Annotated in this window: 11 protein-coding genes; 7 read left to right on the plus strand and 4 right to left on the minus strand. The window is 62.3% G+C overall.

Features of this window, described 5'->3' with window-relative positions; translation table 11 throughout:
• From ACFO24_RS01945 to ACFO24_RS01955, 3 genes are all read left to right on the plus strand, one after another.
• Nucleotides 1-2174, plus strand: a 2174-nt coding sequence (locus ACFO24_RS01945; RefSeq protein ID WP_377736524.1) for a PAS domain-containing hybrid sensor histidine kinase/response regulator, incomplete at its 5' end; no start/stop codon positions are given.
• Between the two features lie 32 nt (nt 2175-2206).
• The gene (locus ACFO24_RS01950) at nt 2207-5071 is read left to right on the plus strand and encodes an ATP-binding protein (RefSeq protein ID WP_377736525.1); all 2865 of its coding nucleotides are present in this window, start codon (nt 2207-2209) and stop codon (nt 5069-5071) included.
• Between the two features lie 4 nt (nt 5072-5075).
• On the plus strand, nt 5076-6068 hold the full coding sequence (locus ACFO24_RS01955) for a response regulator (RefSeq protein WP_207574636.1): 993 nt from the start codon (nt 5076-5078) through the stop codon (nt 6066-6068).
• 15 nt (nt 6069-6083) lie between these two features.
• Here the strand turns inward: ACFO24_RS01955 and queF are convergent, their stop codons facing one another.
• The 4 genes from queF to ACFO24_RS01975 form a co-directional block, all read right to left on the minus strand.
• Nucleotides 6084-6944, minus strand: a complete 861-nt coding sequence (queF, locus tag ACFO24_RS01960; protein WP_377736526.1) for an NADPH-dependent 7-cyano-7-deazaguanine reductase QueF — start codon at nt 6942-6944, stop codon at nt 6084-6086.
• Nucleotides 6945-6953: 9 nt separating this feature from the next.
• Nucleotides 6954-7721 (minus strand): peroxide stress protein YaaA, encoded by a 768-nt coding sequence (gene yaaA / locus ACFO24_RS01965; protein ID WP_377736527.1) that lies wholly within the window; start codon nt 7719-7721, stop codon nt 6954-6956.
• Between the two features lie 256 nt (nt 7722-7977).
• Complete coding sequence (locus tag ACFO24_RS01970; RefSeq protein ID WP_377736528.1) at nt 7978-11022, minus strand: Rne/Rng family ribonuclease; 3045 nt, start codon at nt 11020-11022, stop codon at nt 7978-7980.
• A gap of 154 nt (nt 11023-11176) precedes the next feature.
• Nucleotides 11177-11359 (minus strand): hypothetical protein, encoded by a 183-nt coding sequence (locus tag ACFO24_RS01975; RefSeq protein WP_377736529.1) that lies wholly within the window; start codon nt 11357-11359, stop codon nt 11177-11179.
• Between the two features lie 236 nt (nt 11360-11595).
• On the opposite strand from ACFO24_RS01975, the gene ACFO24_RS01980 reads away from it, so the two are divergent.
• From ACFO24_RS01980 to ACFO24_RS01995, 4 genes are all read left to right on the plus strand, one after another.
• Nucleotides 11596-12597 (plus strand): RluA family pseudouridine synthase, encoded by a 1002-nt coding sequence (locus ACFO24_RS01980; protein WP_377736530.1) that lies wholly within the window; start codon nt 11596-11598, stop codon nt 12595-12597.
• On the plus strand, nt 12594-12755 hold the full coding sequence (locus ACFO24_RS01985) for an oxidoreductase-like domain-containing protein (protein ID WP_377736531.1): 162 nt from the start codon (nt 12594-12596) through the stop codon (nt 12753-12755). Before ACFO24_RS01980 ends, ACFO24_RS01985 begins: the two co-directional genes overlap by 4 nt.
• 35 nt (nt 12756-12790) lie before the next feature.
• Entirely contained in the window at nt 12791-13456 is a 666-nt protein-coding gene (locus tag ACFO24_RS01990) for an HAD family hydrolase (protein ID WP_377736532.1), read from the plus strand.
• A gap of 87 nt (nt 13457-13543) precedes the next feature.
• Nucleotides 13544-14551 carry a S49 family peptidase gene (locus tag ACFO24_RS01995; protein WP_377736533.1) on the plus strand — a complete coding sequence of 336 codons (1008 nt, stop codon included), beginning with the start codon at nt 13544-13546 and terminating at the stop codon, nt 14549-14551.
• Nucleotides 14552-14631: the final 80 nt, after the last annotated feature.

A 14631-nucleotide genomic window follows, 5' to 3' on the forward strand; every position in this document is an offset into this window, starting at 1 on the left:
GATTTTCGGGCACACAAGGGCAATGCCGTACTCGTTTGTGGCTCTACTACGGTGAAATATCCGGGTTAGACGGCTACGTCATTGGTGCCAATGACAATCACCTGCGCATGATGGGCTATACCCGGGACGAGGTACTGGGCCTGCACCACCAAAATTTTTGCACCGAACGAGAGTTGAAGGCCCCGGGCTATGCCGCAGGCTGGGCGCAATTGCGCCAGGGCCAGCCCGTTTTGGGGGAGTTCTTGCGGGTGGCCAAGGGGGGCCGCCGGGTATGGATTTTGGGCTCGTACAACCCCATTTTTGATACCCAGGGCAAGGTTTTCAAAATTGTGAAATTCGCCACCGATTTGAGCGAACGCCATGCCATGGAGGAAGCCCTGCGCCAGGCCAAAGAGCGGGCCGAAGTGGCCGCCGCTGCCCGCAGCAGTTTCTTGGCCAACATGAGCCATGAAATTCGCACCCCCATGAACGCCATCATTGGTTTTAGCGAGGTGTTGCTCGACAGTCCGCTCAATGCCACCCAGCGCCAGCAGCTGAGCACGGTGCGCCAATCGGGCTTGTCGCTGCTGCGGTTGCTCAACGATATTTTGGATTCGGCCAAGCTGGACAAAGGTGCCGTCCACCTTGAACAGGCCGATCTTTCCTTGCGCCAACTGTGTGCCGAAGTATGCGAGACCGTGCGCTTGCAGGCGGCGCAAAAAGGGCTGGCTTTGCAGCTGCACTACCCGGCCACCGAGCCTGAGTTTTTCCATGCCGATGCCTTGCGCATCCAGCAAATCTTGCTCAATTTACTCAGCAACGCCATTAAATTTACCGAGGTGGGCCACCTCCAACTGCGCGTGGCCTATGCCAGCGGGGTGCTGCATTTGAGCGTCGTGGATACCGGTATCGGCATGACGGCCGAGCAGCTGCAGCGCATTTTTGATCCCTTTGCCCAGGCCGATGCCTCCACCACCCGCCGCTTTGGCGGCACCGGGCTGGGCACCACCATTGCCCGCCAGCTGGCCGAGCTGATGGGCGGCAGCATTGCGGTGCAAAGCGCCCCGGGTGCCGGCTCGGCGTTTACCGTGCAACTGCCTTTGGCATTGGCCAGCGGGGCGGCGCTACGCTTTACCCAGGCGGCCCCCAGTCTGCCGCCGCTGCGTATTTTGTGCGTGGACGATATGCCCGAGAACCTAGAGCTGCTGCGCGTGGTGCTGGGCCGCGCGGGGCACCAGCTTACGCTGGCCTCGGGCGGGCGCGAGGCCCTGGCGCAGTTTGCCCGGCAGCCCTTTGATCTGGTGCTGACCGATTTGCAAATGCCCGAGATGGATGGCTACCAGGTGGCCGAGCACATCCGCGCGCTGGAAGCGGGCCGCCTTGGACAGGATACAGCCCAGCCGCCGGTGCCCATCATTGCCCTGTCGGCCAGTGTGCTGGCCGAAGACCGGGCCTTGGCCCTGCAAGCGGGGATGAATGGCTTTGCCCCCAAGCCCCTGCATATCCCCGACTTGTACGCGGAAATGGCCCGGGTGCTGGGCCTGCCCCTGGCGGCGGCTGCCGGGCCCAGCGCAGTGGCTGCACCCGCCAGCGCGGCAGCGCCTGCGCTGGCCACAGCCGATGCACCGCCCTGGGATGCGCCTGCCGCCGTGGCCCTGTGGGGCGACTGGGCGACTTGGCAGCACATGCTGCAGCGTTGCGTGCAGCAATACCGCAGCGGGCCCGCCCAATTGCAGGCATTGGCAGCCACGCAAGACTGGCCCGCCGTGGCCGAGCAAGCCCACCGCTGGCATGGTGTGGCGGCCAATTTGCAGCTCAAACCCTTGGCCGGTGTGCTGCGGTCGTTGGAAGCGAGCGCGCAGGCGCACGATGGGGCGGCCTGTGCAGCGGCTTTGCAGCTGCTGCAGCAGCAGTGGCTGCAAGTGCGCGATGCTGTGGCCCCGCCAGCGCCAGCGCCAGCGCCAGCGCCAGCGCCAGCGGGGCAAGGGGCGGTGCCGGTGGGGGCCGATGCTGCACAAGTGCGCGGCCTCGTGCAGCAAGCCATCGACATGCTCGCGCAAGGCGAGCTGCCCCACCAGCAGTTGGTGCAGCTGCAGCCATGGGTGGATGCTGCAAAAATCAAAACGATTCAAGAAGCCTTGGATTCTTTTGAGTTGGTGCAGGCGCAGAATTTATTGGCACAATTAATCACATAGCATTGCTACATATCTTTTGAAAATAATCGTTTGTGCCCAATCAAGATGACCTGACCGCTGGGGTCGTGACCACACAGCAGCTTTCTGCGAGCGCACTGGCACAGTTGCACCGCCTTGCCCAAACTGCTGGCCCGGAGGTTCAACACGCTTTGGCGCAGCTTGTCGCGGCCGCCCAGCAGCAAGCGCATCTGCATGCACAACACGGGCAAGTGCAAAACAACTTGGCTGACTTGCAAGCCATGCTCAACCGCATGCTGCAGCCGCTGGGCCTGCACATTAAAAATTGGCAGGATCCCGCCCAAGCCCTGCTTCAATTGCGTGTGTTTGCCGATGACTTTGAGGTGCAGTACCGCGCCATGCTGCTGCGCGAGCGCACCCTGAATCAGCACGCCATTGTCAGTGCCACGGATGTCCACGGAACCATCACCTATGTGAATGATTTGTTTTGTGAAATCAATGGCATGGCACCGCATCAGCTGCTGGGGAAAAACCACCGCATCATTGCTTCGGGCATCCATCCGCGTGCTTTCTATACCGGAATGTGGGAGACCATCAGCCAAGGCCACACGTGGCATGGCGAGATTTGCAACCGCTCCCCGGTCACGGGCCAAGCCTACTGGGTGGCGGCCACCATCGTGCCGTTTTTGGATGCCAACGGCTTGCCCAAAGAGTACATCTCGGTGCGCACCGACATCACCAAACGCAAAAAATTAGAACAAGAATTGGCCCATGAGCGCTCCTTTTTAGAGAGCATTACGGCTAATTTGGGCAAGGGCGTAATGGTGTTGGACCGCGAAGAGCGCTGCACCTTCTTAAATCCAGAAGCAGAACGCCTTTTTGGCTGGACGCTGGCGCAGCTCAAAGGCCAGTCGCTGCACGGCCAAATGTATTTTTGCGCAGGCCAAGCAGAAGGCGAGGATGCCCCCGCCTGCCCAGTGTGCTTGTGCTACGCCTTGCAAGAATGCGTGTCCTTTGACATGCAGGATAACCTGGTTCTGGTGCACAAAGAGCGTGGGCCATTTCCTGCGGCCATGACGGTCTTGCCGCTCTTTGAAGACGGTGTGCTGCGTGGTTGCATGGCTGTTTTTTACGATATTACGCAGCATAAACGCCACGAAGCGGAGCTGCGCCAGGCCAAAGAGCAGGCCGAACAAGCCAGCCAGGCGCGCAGCAGCTTTTTGGCCAATATGAGCCATGAAATCCGCACACCGCTGAACGCCATTTTGGGGTTTACCGAGGCCTTGCTCGATACCCCCCTGAACCCACAGCAGCAGCGCCAGCTGACCACCGTGCGGCAATCGGGGCGCACCCTGCTGGGCTTGCTCAACGACATTTTGGATACGGCCAAACTCGAAAAAGGTGCGCTGCAGCTGGAGGTGCGCGATTTCTCGCTGCGCCAGCTGTGCCAGCAGCTGGTGGACATGCTCAGCCTGGAGGCTGGCAAAAAAGCCCTCTCGCTGCATTTGGATTACCCCCCTGAGGAGCCGGAGTTTTTTCAGGGCGATGCCCTGCGCATTCACCAAGTGCTGCTCAACCTGCTCTCCAACGCCATCAAATTCACCGCCATCGGCAGCGTCACATTGCACGTGCGCCAGGGGCCGGAGCAGTGGCTGCATGTGCAGGTGCAAGACACCGGCATTGGCATGACGGCGGAGCAATTGAGTCGGGTGTTTACCCCCTTCGCGCAGGCCGATACCAGTACCACGCGCCGCTTTGGCGGCACCGGGCTGGGCACCACCATTGCCCGCCAGCTGGTCGAATTGATGCACGGGCGCTTGCAGGTCAGCAGCATTCCAAACCAAGGCACCTGCTTTACCGTTTGCCTGCCCCTGCCGCCGGGCCAGCCCGTGGCCGCCACCCCCATGCTGGCCAGCGTGGCGCTGCCGCCGCTGCGCATTCTGGCGGTGGATGACGTGCCCGAGAACCTGGAGTTGCTGCAACTGGTACTGGCCCGTGGTGGCCACCAGGTCACGCTGGCCAGTGGCGGCCAAGCGGCGTTGGCGTTGCTCAAAGCCCAGGCCTTTGATGTGGTGCTGCTGGATTTGCACATGCCCGACATCGACGGCTTTGCCGTCACCACGCAGTGGCGTGCCTGGCAAGCCCAGCAGGGCCAAGCCCCTACGCCGGTGATCGCCCTGTCGGCCAGCGTCTTGCTGCAAGACCGCCAGCAGGCGTTTGATGTCGGCATGAATGGCTTTGCCCAAAAGCCCTTGTCGGTGCCCTGTTTGCAAGCAGAAATTGCCCGGGTTTTGCACTTGGATGCCCCTGCCGCGCCCCTGCTCCCCCTGGCACCGGCGGCCGCCACGGCCCCCGCAGCCAGCGCACCGCCTGCTGCCGTGTGTGATGAGGCCGCCGCCCTGGCGCTGTGGGGCAGCCGCGCCCAATGGCAGGGTGCTTTGCAGCGCAGCATGGCCCAGTTTCCTGCGGTACTTGCGCAGCTGCAAGCGCTCCATGCGGCTGCGCAAATGGCCGACGTGGCCGCCCTGGCCCACCGCTGGCGCGGGGTGGCGGGCAATTTGCAATTGCCGGCCTTGGCCCAGACTTTGCACGCGGTGGAATCCTCGGCCCACCAGGGCCACCCGCTGCCAGCAGCGGCGTGGTCAGCGCTGGCCCAAGCCTGGCAGCAGGTACAAGCCTTGCTCGCGGTGACTGAAGAAAAAGATAGCTTGGGCCGCTTAAATTCCATAGGTAATAATGAGCTATTAACCGATGAAATGATTACTTGCATGCGCGAAATGCTTTTAAATTTAGAGCGCAGCGAGTACCCTGATCTGTCGCGCTTGACCGCTTGCCTGCCCCCATCCTTGCTGCCGCAGCTGACCCAGGCGCTGGATCATTTTGATTTTTCCCGTGCCAGTGCCTTGTTGCGCGAGCAACTCGAAACCATAAAGCCATGAAGCCATGACCGTTACCCTCGACCACCGTCCGCGCCTTTTGTTGGTGGATGACGAACCGACCAACTTACAAGTCTTGCGCCAAGTGCTGCAGCAAGAGTACCGCCTGCAGTTCGCCACTGATGGCCAACGGGCGCTGGAGTTGGCGCGGGAACACACGCCCGATTTGATTTTGCTCGATGTGATGATGCCGGGCATGGATGGCTACGCGGTCTGCCGCGCGCTCAAGGCCGAAGCGCAGACGGCCGCCGTGCCCGTGATTTTTGTCACGGCCCTGAACGATGTTGCCGATGAGGTCGAAGGCTTTGCCGCCGGCTGTGTGGACTACCTGACCAAACCCATCAGCGCCCCGGTAGTGCGGGCGCGGGTGCGCACGCACTTGTCGCTGGTGCGGCTGGATGAGCTGCGCGAAACGCGCTTAAAAATCGTGCAGCGCTTGGGCCGGGCGGCCGAGTACAAAGACAATGAAACCGGCATGCACGTCATCCGCATGAGCCATTTTTCTCGCTGCCTGGCCTTGGCGGCCGGGTGTGCGCCCGATTGGACAGATGATTTGCTCAACGCCGCGCCCATGCACGATGTGGGCAAAATTGGCATCCCCGATGCCATCTTGCAAAAGCCGGGCAAGCTCACCCCCGAAGAATGGGTGGTCATGCGCCGCCACCCAGAAATTGGCGCAGAAATCATTGGCGAAGACCCCTCGCGCGTGCTGCGCTTGGCGCGTTCGGTGGCCTTGTACCACCACGAAAAATTCAACGGCCAAGGCTACCCCTATGGCCTGGTGGGCGAGGCCATCCCGCTGGAGGCCCGCATCGTGGCCATTGCCGATGTGTTTGATGCCCTGACCAGCGTGCGCCCCTACAAAAAAGCCTGGACGGCGCAGGATGCGATGGCACTGATCGAATCCGAAGCGGGCCAGCACTTTGACCCGCAGCTGGTTGCGCTGTTTGTGGGCTTGATGGACGAGCTATTGGCCATCAGCCAGCGCTGGGCAGATTAGGCCAACACGGTGCGCTTACTGCCGCGCGGTGCGCACCGAGGGCGGCAACTGCATCGGGTGGCTGGTGCGCAGCGGGTTGATATCCAGCCCGCCCCGGCGCGTGTAGCGGGCATACACCGTCAGCTTGATCGGGCGGCAGCGCTGCCAGATGTCCATGAAGATGCGTTCGACGCATTGCTCATGGAACTCGTTGTGGTTGCGAAAGCTGACGATGTAGCGCAGCAGCCCCTCTTGGTCGATTTGCGCCCCGCTGTAGCTGATTTGCACGCTGCCCCAATCGGGCTGGCCGGTGACCAGGCAGTTGCTTTTGAGCAAGCGACTGGTGAGCACCTCGGTGACCGGCGGCTCGTCGTGCTTGGCACTAAGCAGCTCGGGGGCTGGGTGGTAGTGGGAGCACTCCACGTCCAGGCGATCCAGGTTCAGGCCGCTTAACTCTTCCATGGCTTGCTGGTCGAAATCTTCGGGGCTGACCAGGCGCAGGCCAATGCTGGCCGTTTGCCCACTGCCATGCCAAGCAGCGGCGCTTAAATCGTGGCGCAGGTGCTCGCGCACCGCATCGCTGCTGGCAAAGCGGCTGTTGTTGAAGCTGTTCAAGTAGAGCTTGAAGGATTTGCTCTCAATCAGGTTGGGCGTTTCGCAGGGGATTTGCGCCTGCAAAAGCGCCACCTGCGGCTTGCCACGCAGGTTCAGCCAGGACAGTTCATACCCCGTCCATAAATCGGCACCAAAAAACGGCAGCGCTTGGCCTGGCGCAATGCCCAGCCCGGTGCGGTTGGTTTGGCGCGGCAGGGGAAAGAGCAGGCTGGGGTCGTACTGGTCGGCGTAGGCGCTGCTTTTGCCCAGGGGGGAGTGTTCGGGGGTGGTGGTGGGTGTCATCGTGATGGTTTAGCGGCGAAAAACCAGGCGTTCAGGGGTGGAGGCGGCGGCGGTGAAGGCATAGCCGTCCAGGTCAAAGCCTTGCAATTGCTCAGGCGTTTCGGCCCGGTGCTGGATGGCCCAGCGGGCCATCAGCCCCCGGGCACGCTTGGCGTAGAAGCTGATGATCTTGTACTGGCCGCCTTTGAAGTCCTCAAACACGCATTCGACCACCTGCGCCCGCAGCGTTTGCAGATCGACCGATTTGAAATACTCCTGCGAAGCCAGGTTAATCACCACTGGGGCGGCTTCCTGGGCCTGCTGCTCGTTCAGCGCCTGGGCAATGCGGCTGCCCCAGTAGGCGTACAGGGTGTTGCCGTGGGGATTGGCCAGTTTGGTGCCCATTTCCAGGCGGTAGGGCTGCATCCAGTCCAGGGGGCGCAGCACGCCGTACAGGCCGCTTAAGGTGCGCACGTGGTCTTGCGCCCAGGCCAGATCGTCCAGGCTTAGGCTCCAGGCATCCAGCCCTTCGTACACATCGCCGTTGAAGGCAAACAAGGCCTGGCGGGCGTTGTCGGCGGTCAATGTGCTGCTCCACGCGGCGTAGCGGGCGGCGTTGAGTTGGGCCAGGGCATCGCTGAGTTTCATCAAGCGGGCGATGTCGGCCGGGGAGCATTCGCGCAGGATGTCGATCAGGCCTTGCGCCTCGGCGCTGAAGGCGGGCAGGGTGTGGGGCAGGCCCTCGGGCAGGGGGCGGGTGTAGTCCAGGGCTTTGGCGGGGGAGAGTAAAAACAGCATGGCCAGCTCCAATCCAGCAAGAAAAAACAATGGGGGCCAAGAATGCATCTCGGCCCCCGTTATGCCAGGTGTCAGTCCGACTCCTGTCGCCGCTTAGAACGTGTTCATGATCTCGAATGAAGGTGTGGGGGATGCGGTTCGGGATGGGTTGCGAGGCGCAAACCACAGCAATAGCTTGGCTATTGCGAGGATTTGCAACGACGCAGACCGCCCGAAGCCGCGCCCGCACACCCATGAGGAGATCGTGAACACGTTCTTAGGACGCGGTGTTGTGCGTTTCAAACGGCAGGCGCAGGTCGGCCAAATCCTTGCGGGTTTCGACCAGGATCAGCGGCGCATCGTCCAGCACCACCGGCGCGGGGCGCTCGCGCGGGATGCGGATCGCGGCTGGCTCGGCGGCAATGGCCGCTTGCACGGCGGCGATTTTCTCGGCATCCGATTGCACCCACTGCAGCCCGGCCGCCTGCGCTAGGGCGCTCAGTTGCTCGATGGGCAGGTGGTAGGTGCTGGCCGGGGCGGGCTGGGTCGCTGCCGCTGCTTCTACCGCTGTCGCCATGGCCACGGCAGGCGCTTCTTTTTCAGGAGCTGTTGGCGCTTCTTCTGTGGATGTTTCAGTGCTTATTGGCTCTGAAACGGCCGCCATTTCAGCGGGGCTAGCTTCTGGAATGGAAGCGGGGACGCTTTCCGCAACCGGTGCGTTGGCTTCGGTGGGGACGGCCGCTGCCACCGCCACTGCCGCAGATTCAGATGCAGGGGCAGCGGCAGGCTGCGTGCCCGTTTCCGGGCGCACGTCGGCAAAGTAGCTGCGTCGGCGCGGTGCGGCATCGTCCGCAGCGTTGTCGTTGGCGGGGGCCAGATGGGCCGCTGCAACGGGCAGCACGATTTCGATGGGGGTGCTGTCCTCTAACGCGGCATCGGGCTGTTGCTCTTCGCGCGGGCTGCGCTCGGTGCGGTTGCCACGGCGGTCACGGCCATAGCGATCGCGGCTGCGGCGGCCATTGCGCGGGGCGCTGTCTTCGCCATCGTCATGCTGGTCGGCACGGCCCAGCGGCGCTTCGGTGGCCAGGCTGGTTGCCGACTGGGTTTCGGCCGCAACGTCGGCCATGGGTGCATCGGCGGGCAGGGCCGTGGGGCTCAGCCGCGTGCTGGCCTCTGGTGCGGGCACAGCCTGCGCCTCGGCCGACCGGGGTTCACGGCGTGGACGCGGGGCGCGCGGCTCTTTGGCCTCGTCGTTGCTGCTGTGCTGCTCGTGCTCCGGGGTGCGGGGCTTGCGGGTGTCGCGACTTTCGCGGCCTTCGCGGTTCTCGCGCGTTTCACGGCCTTCGCGCTGGGGGCGGTCGCTGCTGCTGCGGCGGCTGCGGCCCTCGGTGCTGCGTTCAGCGCTGCGTTCGGTGCTGTCCTCGCGCTGTTCGCGGTTGCGCTCAGTGCGCTCACCGCGTTCATTGCTGCGTTCACCGTTGCGTTCACCGTTGCGTTTGCGCCCATCGGTGTTGCGTTCGCCGTTGCGACGGCCTTGGGGCTTGCTGGGCGCTGCGGGGGCCGGTGCCGGGGCCACCACGGGGGCCGGGGTGCCAAAGCCAAACAGGCTTTTGAGCCAGGAGAAAAAGCCTTGCTCCTGCACAGCGGGCTGGGCGCTGGCCGGGGCGGCGGCAGCGCCAGCAGGTTTGCGTGCCGGGGCTGCGGGTTGGGGCGCAGGTGGGGCATCGGGCAGCACGCCTTTGATGACCGGGGTCTGGCGGTTGGTCGGCTCCTGTGAGCGGCGCGTGACGGTGGTGTCATCGGCAATCTCTTCGGCCAACTGGTAGCTGGACTGCATGCTGTCCAGGCGCGGGTCGTCGTGCTTCAGGCGTTCCAGGCGGTAGTGCGGGGTTTCCAGCCCTTTGTTGGGCACCATCAGCACGGCAACGCGTTGTTTGAGTTCGATTTTGGAGATTTCCGCGCGTTTTTCATTGAGCAGGAAGCTGGCCACTTCCACCGGCACCTGGCAGTGCACGGCGGCGGTGTTGTCCTTCATGGACTCTTCCTGAATGATGCGCAGGATTTGCAGCGCCGAGCTTTCCGTGTCGCGGATGTGGCCCGAGCCGCCGCAGCGCGGGCAGTTGATGTGCGCCCCTTCGGACAGGGCGGGCTTGAGGCGCTGGCGGCTCATCTCCATCAGGCCAAATTTGCTGATGGTGCCAAACTGCACGCGGGCGCGGTCTTGGCGCAGCGCGTCGCGCAGGCGGTTTTCGACCTCTTTGCGGTTGCGCGACTCTTCCATGTCGATGAAGTCGATCACGATCAGGCCGCCCAGGTCGCGCAGGCGCATTTGGCGGGCCACTTCGTCGGCGGCTTCCAGGTTGGTGCGGGTGGCGGTTTCTTCGATGTCGCTGCCTTTGATGGCGCGGGCCGAGTTCACGTCCACGCTGACCAGGGCTTCGGTGTGGTCGATCACAATCGCCCCGCCCGAGGGCAGTTGCACAGTGCGCGCGTAGGCCGATTCGATTTGGTGCTCGATCTGAAAGCGCGAGAACAGCGGCGCATCGTCACGGTAGCGTTTGACGCGGTTGGCGTGCTCGGGCATGACGTGGGCCATGAACTGCTGGGCCTGCTCGTAGATGTCGTCCGTGTCGATCAGGATGTCGCCGATGTCGTTGTTGAAATAGTCGCGAATGGCGCGGATCACCAGGCTGGACTCTTGGTAGATCAGGAAAGCGCCCTTGCCCGCCTTGGCCGCACCGTCGATGGCGCTCCACAGTTTGAGGAGGTAGTCCAAGTCCCATTGCAGCTCAGGCGCGCTGCGCCCAATGCCTGCGGTGCGGGCGATGATGCTCATGCCCTTGGGGTAGTCCAGCTGGTCCATGGCCTCTTTGAGCTCGGCGCGTTCCTCGCCCTCGATGCGGCGCGACACACCGCCGCCGCGCGGGTTGTTGGGCATCAGCACCACGTAGCGCCCGGCCAGGCTGATAAAGGTGGTCAGCGCTGCGCCCTTGTTGCCGCGCTCTTCTTTTTCGACCTGGATGATCAGCTCTTGGCCTTCTTTGATCACCTCGTTAATGCGGGCCTGGCTGGGCGAGACGCCCTCGGCAAAGTATTGGCGCGAGATTTCTTTGAATGGCAAAAAGCCGTGGCGCTCTTCGCCGTAATCGACAAAGCAAGCTTCCAGTGAGGGCTCAATGCGGGTGACGACCGCTTTGTAGATATTGCCTTTGCGCTGCTCGCGGCCTTCGATTTCAACTTCGTAATCGAGTAATTTTTGGCCATCCACAATCGCCAGGCGGCGCTCTTCGGTTTGGGTGGCGTTAATCAGCATCCGTTTCATGATGCACATCCTTTTTTCTGAGGAAACGCGCTGGCCACGGGCCAACACGCTTTTAAATCAAGACGACCAACAGTCGAACCCGAAAAGCGTGCACTACTGAAACGAAAGGGCGCACCCCTGGCCCTTGGCGGGCATGCCGACGCTGCCTGGCCCGTTAAGCCAGCAAAGGGGGCGGTGGCAGGATGCGTGGGGCCAGCACAAACGAGTGAATACCCCCCAATGTCGGCAACGTGAGGGCCGCAGTGGAGGCATTCAGGTCGGTGGGGCTTGGCGTGCAGACGCGCTCAGGGGCTTGCCCTGCCAGTGCGTTGATGAGCCAAGAAAGAAAAACCCACATACCTATGCTGGTGTCAGTAAAACGGCTGTGGCCCGAAAAAACATGGGGCCGCAGCCGGTCAAAAAATTCGTTCAGTATTGCAATGCGTTCACGGGTGAAAATGTGTTCCTTAGCAGCTTTGAGAGCTGTTTTTTACGTGGAAAACATATTTCAGGCATCGACCGACCTACGCTTGCGTAACGGGTTCCTGGATCAAAATCCAAAAAAATCAACCACTTACATGTATTGACGCGCAGGTGAAGCACATTATAAAGGGGATGCAGCCCCCACCGCCAGCTGCTGCCGCACCAGCGGTGCGCTGGTTACAAGTTTCGCAAGAGGATGCCGGCCAGCGGCTGGACAACTTTTTGATTCGCCATTTAAAGGGGGTGCCCAAAACCCATGTGTACCGCATCATCCGCAGCGGCGAGGTGCGCATCAACAAAGGCCGCTGCGCGGCCGATACCCGTGTGCAGGCGGGCGATACCGTGCGCTTGCCCCCGGTGCGCGTGGCAGAAAAAGCCTCCGATGCCGTTGCCGCTCCGGCGCGCGAATTTCCGATTTTGTTTGAGGACGAAGCGTTTATCGCCCTGGATAAACCGGCAGGGGTGGCCGTACACGGTGGCAGCGGGGTGAGTTTTGGCGTGATTGAGCAACTGCGCCGGGCCCGCCCGCAGGCGAAGTTTCTGGAGCTGGTACACCGGCTGGACCGCGAAACCTCGGGCATTTTGCTGGTGGCGAAAAAACGCTCGGCCCTCAAAGCCTTGCAAGACCAGTTTCGCGAGCGCTCTACCGGTAAAACCTATTTGGCTTTGGTGCAAGGCAGCTGGCCAGCCAATAAAAAAGTGATTGATACGCCCTTGCACAAATACCTGCTGCCCGATGGGGAGCGGCGCGTGCGCACCACCACCGCCGATGCCCCGGATGCCATGACCGCGCTGACGCTGGTGCAGTTGCGCCAAAGCCTGCCACCGCGCGCCTTGCAAGGGCTGCCGGCCATGAGTTTGCTGGAAGTGACGATCAAAACCGGGCGCACCCACCAAATCCGCGTCCACCTGTCCAGCCAAGGCCATGGCATTGTCGGGGATGATAAGTATGGTGACTTTGCCCTGAACAAGCGCCTGCCCAAGCAAGGGCTGGGGCGCATGTTTTTGCATGCCTGGCGCTTGCGCTTGAACCATCCGGTGACGGGCGAGTCGCTCACCCTGCTGGCGGCATTGCCGCTGGAGTTGGCGCAATTCCTGGAGGCTGGGCAGTGAACAACGACCCCCGCCCCACACCGCCCGAACAGCCGCTGCCCAGCGAATGCTGTGACAGCGGCTGCTCCCCCTGCGTGTGGGACCTCTACAGCGAGGAGCTGGCCCACTACCGCCAGGAACTGGCCGACTGGCAAGCGCGGCATCCCGAGGAAAAATGACGGGATGCCTGTTTTGATTTTTTGGAGAACCCACCGTGACTGCGCCTGACCGCCGTTTTGATTTGCTCGCCTTTGACTGGGATGGCACTTTGTTTGACTCCACCGTGGCCATTACCCGCAGCATCCAGCAGGCCGTGCTGGATGTGGGCGGCCAGCGCCCCAGCGATGAACAGGCCGCCTATGTGATTGGCATGGCCCTGGGCCCCGCACTGGCCCACGCCGCCCCGGATGTGCCGCGCGAGAAGCATGCCGAGCTGTCCAACCGCTACCGTTACCACTATTTAAAGTTGCAAGCGCAGGTGACTTTGTTTGCCGGGATTGAGCCACTGCTCCATGAGCTGCGTGGCCGTGGGCATTATTTGGCCGTGGCCACGGGCAAAAGCCGCGTGGGGCTGAACAGCGCTCTGGAGCAGGCCCAGCTTGGCTCCGTGTTTGATGCCACGCGCACGGCCGATGAAACGGCAGGCAAGCCCCACCCCCTGATGCTGCAAGAGCTGATGGCCGAGTTGGATGTGCCGCCCGAGCGGGTGCTGATGATTGGCGACACCACGCACGATTTGCTCATGGCCCGCAATGCCGGCTGCGCCAGCGTGGGCGTGTCGTATGGGGCGCACAATGCGGCCGCCTTTGCCCAGTGTGCCCCGTTGTTTACGGCCGATACCGTGCCCCAGCTGCGCGATTGGCTGCTGATGCAGGGATAAAGCCCTATTTCTCGTCATTTTCTTGAAGGGGTGCTGGCATACACTGCGCCCTTTGTTTGCACTTGCACTTTGCACAGATAGGCATTTATGAATCATTTGCCCCCCTCGGGCGCTTCGCAGCAGCCCGGTCAAGACTTATGGCAGCAACCTGGCGCACAGGCCGCTGGCAATACCGCCTGGGAGCGCGAGGTGCTCGAGCGCCTGGTGCTGGCCACCGTGAATGAGCAGCGGGCTGCGCGGCGCTGGAGGATTTTTTGGCGCCTGCTCTGGATGGGCTTGTTTGGTGCAGCGATTTGGTTCTTTGGCAAAGAAGGGGCCACCACCACCGTCTCGGGCCCGCACACGGCGGTGGTAGAGATCAAGGGCGAAATCGCCAGCGGTGCCGATGCCAGTGCCGAATTTGTCAATGCCGCCATGCGCTCGGCGTTGGAAGATTCCGGCTCCAAGGCGTTGGTCTTGTTGATTAACTCGCCGGGCGGCAGCCCCGTGCAGGCCGGCATGATCAACGATGAAATCCTGCGGTTAAAAGCCTTGCACCAAAAACCGGTGTACGCCGTGGTGGAAGAAACCTGTGCCTCGGCGGCCTACTACATTGCAGCTGCGGCCGATGAGATTTACGTGGACAAGGCCAGCCTGGTTGGCAGCATTGGCGTGTTGCTGGATGGCTTTGGCTTTACCGGCACCATGGAAAAGCTGGGCGTGGAGCGCCGCTTGCTCACCGCCGGGGCCAACAAAGGCATGCTCGACCCGTTCAGCCCCATGTCGCCAGAGCAGCGCGAGCATGCGCAGGAAATGCTGGACACCATCCACCAGCAGTTCATCACCGTGGTGCAGCAAGGGCGGGGCAAGCGCCTGCATGCAACGGCCGACACCTTTAGCGGCCTGTTCTGGACGGGCGAGCAGGCCGTGGCCATGGGCCTGGCCGATCAACTGGGGTCACTGGACTCTGTGGCCCGCGACATCGTGCAGGCCGAAGACATCATCGACTACACCCGCCGCGACAACGTGGCCGAACGCCTGGCCAAGCGCTTTGGTGCGGCCTTGGGCGAGGGGGCGGTGCAGGCAGGAAAAAGCTGGGGCGTGAGTCTGCGCTAAAAAAGAGAGCTGTTTGCGCTTGTAAATAGTAAGTTTCAATGCTTTTTGATATTGAAATCAACTAAATTCAAGCGTAAACA

Origin of the sequence: Comamonas denitrificans (assembly GCF_042654745.1) — a bacterium.
GTDB lineage: Bacteria > Pseudomonadota > Gammaproteobacteria > Burkholderiales > Burkholderiaceae_C > Comamonas > Comamonas denitrificans.